Annotated in this window: 2 protein-coding genes and 1 pseudogene; all 3 read right to left on the reverse strand. The window is 60.8% G+C overall.

What is annotated here, in order from left to right; all coding sequences use genetic code 11:
• Positions 1–237: 237 nt before the first annotated feature.
• Positions 238–888 carry a response regulator gene (locus I5W_RS16905; RefSeq protein WP_017450498.1) on the reverse strand — a complete coding sequence of 217 codons (651 nt, stop codon included), beginning with the start codon at positions 886–888 and terminating at the stop codon, positions 238–240.
• Complete coding sequence (locus I5W_RS16910; protein WP_017450497.1) at positions 889–2,352, reverse strand: hybrid sensor histidine kinase/response regulator; 1,464 nt, start codon at positions 2,350–2,352, stop codon at positions 889–891.
• A gap of 12 nt (positions 2,353–2,364) precedes the next feature.
• Positions 2,365–3,100 (reverse strand): annotated as a pseudogene (locus tag I5W_RS16915) (sensor histidine kinase); the annotation flags it as partial.

Consider the following 3,100-nt stretch of genomic DNA (forward strand, 5'->3'; position numbering starts at 1 on the left):
TGACCACTTCCCGGCCCCCTGTACCGCGCCACCGTTGCCTGCCCCGTCCATCCCCGGGACAGTGGCCTGCAGTGGCTAGCACTGCAGAAACTGCCCTGCGGCGCTGTTCCAGCATCGACGCTCTGCTTGACAACCAGTACCGACGCCGATTCCCGTACTGTCAGAGGATTATTGCACAGGCGTTTTCAAAAAAAATCAGATTTTTCCTGAAAGTGAATATCATTTCACCAGGACTAGTCACTTGTCCGTGGTCGCGATACCGGTACGGATGGCATAGCGCACCAGTCCCGGCACGTCGCGGATATCGAGCCGCTCCATCAACTGGGCGCGGTGGGTCTCGATGGTCTTGGCGCTGACGTTGAGTTGATAGGCGATCTCCTTGGTATTGTTGCCTTCGGCGATCAACTGCAGGATTTCGCGCTGACGCGGGGTCAGCACTTCCACCGGCGTGCCGTTTTGTGCAACACGCTTCATATAATTGTCCAGCGCCTCGCGCGAGATGTGCGAATCCAGGTACTGGCGCCCATGTTTTACTTCATATAGGGCTTTTTCCAGCTCGGTGGCGGCCGAATCCTTGAAGAGATAGCCATTGGCGCCGGCGTTCAAGGCCTGCATCACGTATTCCTCGCTGCCATACATGGACAGCATCAGGAAGCGGATGGTCGGATACTCGCCCCGCAGGCGGCGCAGGGCTTCCAGGCCATTCATGCCTTTCATGGCAATGTCCAGCAGCACCAGGTCGGGTTGCAGCTTGGGGATCATCTCGATGACCTCGGCGCCATCGGACGCCTCGCCCACGACTTCCACCCCCGGCATGGCGGTCAGCAATGCCTTGATGCCACTGCGCACCAGCGCATGGTCGTCGGCCAGCATGATTCGGGTAAGCATTTACATTCTCCTGACGATAGGAGCGACCGGCAGGTGCATGACGATTTCCGTCCCTGCGCCGGGCGCCGAAGTGATATCCATGGACCCGCCCACCAGTACCGCCCGCTCTTCCATGTTGAGCAGGCCGAAACTGGTGCCGGAAATGGCGTTGCTGCGCGCCCGTTCGATGTCGAAGCCTTTGCCGTCATCGCGGATGCTGAGATAGAGCTGGTCCTGCTGGCGGTCGATCTTGACCCAGATGTTCTGGCACTTGGCGTGGCGCAGGATGTTGGTGACCGCTTCCTGGACAATGCGAAAGGCCGTGTTTTCGATATCGTGATGCAACTGTCCGTCATGTCCGCTGCTCTCGAACCAGCCATTCACATTGGCCAGCTTGGACTTCTGCTCCACATAGGAACGCAGCGCTGCGATCAGGCCCAGGTTGTCCAGTTGCGGCGGGCGCAGGTCCAGTGACAGGCTGCGCACCTGGGCCAGCACGGCGGTGACGATGTCGATGCCATTCTGCAGCGACGGCCCTTCCAGGGTACCGGTCTTCTTGATGGTTTCCAGATTGATCTTCAGCGCCGTCAAGGACTGGCCCACATCATCATGCAAGCCGCGCGCCAGGTGCTGGCGTTCGCGCTCCTGCACCTCGATCACGCGCGAAGACAGCAGTTGCTGGCGCTGGATCGCCAACTCCAGCTCGCGCCGCGACTGTTCGCGCTCGGTGACATCGATGGCCAGGCCCGCCACCATGTCGCCCTTGCCTTCGCCGCTGATCGGAAAACGCACCACGTCGAGGATGCGGGCATTGTGGTTGTGGTCGAACACGGTTTCCTGGGTGTGCAGCTCGCACTTTTCTTCCAGCACCTTGCGGTCGTATTCACGCGAGGCTTCGGCCGCGCCCGTAGTCATCAGCTCGGCATCGCTCATGCCATCCATGTCGTGCGGGGTCATGCCATAGAAGGCCGATTGCGCCGGATTGACGTAGCTGTAGCGCAGCTGCGCATCCTTGATCCAGGTCGGCATGGGCGCCGCATTCATGAAGGCATTGAAGCGCGCCTGCATCTCGCGCAGAGCCTGGGCGCTGGCGCGCTGCTTGCGCCGCGCCTGGGCGTCGCGCAATTCGCGATCGACCGCGTGCGGCAGGCGGGCAATGGCGCTCTTCAAGAAGTAATCCTGGGCGCCGGCCTTCATCACCTCCACCGCCGTCTGCTCGCCGATGACGCCGGAGACGATGATGAAGGGGGTCTGGTCATTGTCGGCCTTGACCAGCTTCAAGGCTTCCACCCCGGAAAACATGGGCATGGAATAGTCGGAGATGACGATGTCCCAGCGCTGCTCATGCAGGGCCGCCAAGAGGGCCTGTTCATCATCGACCCGCTGCCAGCTCGGTTCGAAGCCGCCGCGCTTGAGCTCGCGCACCATCAGCACGGCATCTTCTTCCATGTCTTCGACGAACAGCACGCGCAGAGGAATGCTCATGGGATCTGTCTTTCAGTGTACGGCACGGTACGCTTCGCTCAGGGCGGGCAAGACGTGCTTGCGCGGCAGCGCGAAGTAGAAACTGGCGCCTTGCTTGGGCTGGCTCTCGGCCCACACCCGGCCGCTGTGGCGGATCACGATACGCTGCACCAGCGCCAGGCCGATGCCGGTGCCGGCATATTCTTCCTGGCGATGCAGGCGCTGGAAGGTACCGAAGAGCTTGTGCGCATAACGCATGTCAAAGCCCACGCCATTGTCGTGGACGCCGTAGATGTATTCGTCGGCACTGACCTCCATGCTCACCCGCACCAACGGCTGCTCGCTCTTGCTACTGAACTTGACGGCATTGGCCAGCAGGTTTTCCCACACCTGGGCAATCAACCCGCGATTGGCCACTGCGCCTTCCAGATGCGCTACTTCGAAGGCCACGCCAGGATTTTCCTGGCGCAGACCGGCAATCACCTGACCGACCAGTTCATCCATGGAGAAGCGCTGCAAGGTCAGTTCACCGGTGGTGGACTTGGCCAGCTTGAGCAAGTCATTGATGAGCGCATCCATCTTGCGCACGTTGCGACGGATCACCTGCAACTGTTCGCGCCCCTTGTCATCGATGGCCTGGGCGTAATCCTCTTCCAGGATCATGGCATAGCCGGAGATGGCACGCAGCGGGGCACGCAAGTCGTGCGAGACCGAATAGGAAAGCTTTCCAGTCCCTTGTCACACTGTGCAGATGCTGGGCCTGGCGTTC

This window comes from Herbaspirillum sp. B65, assembly GCF_000333555.1.
Classification (GTDB): domain Bacteria; phylum Pseudomonadota; class Gammaproteobacteria; order Burkholderiales; family Burkholderiaceae_D; genus Herbaspirillum; species Herbaspirillum rubrisubalbicans.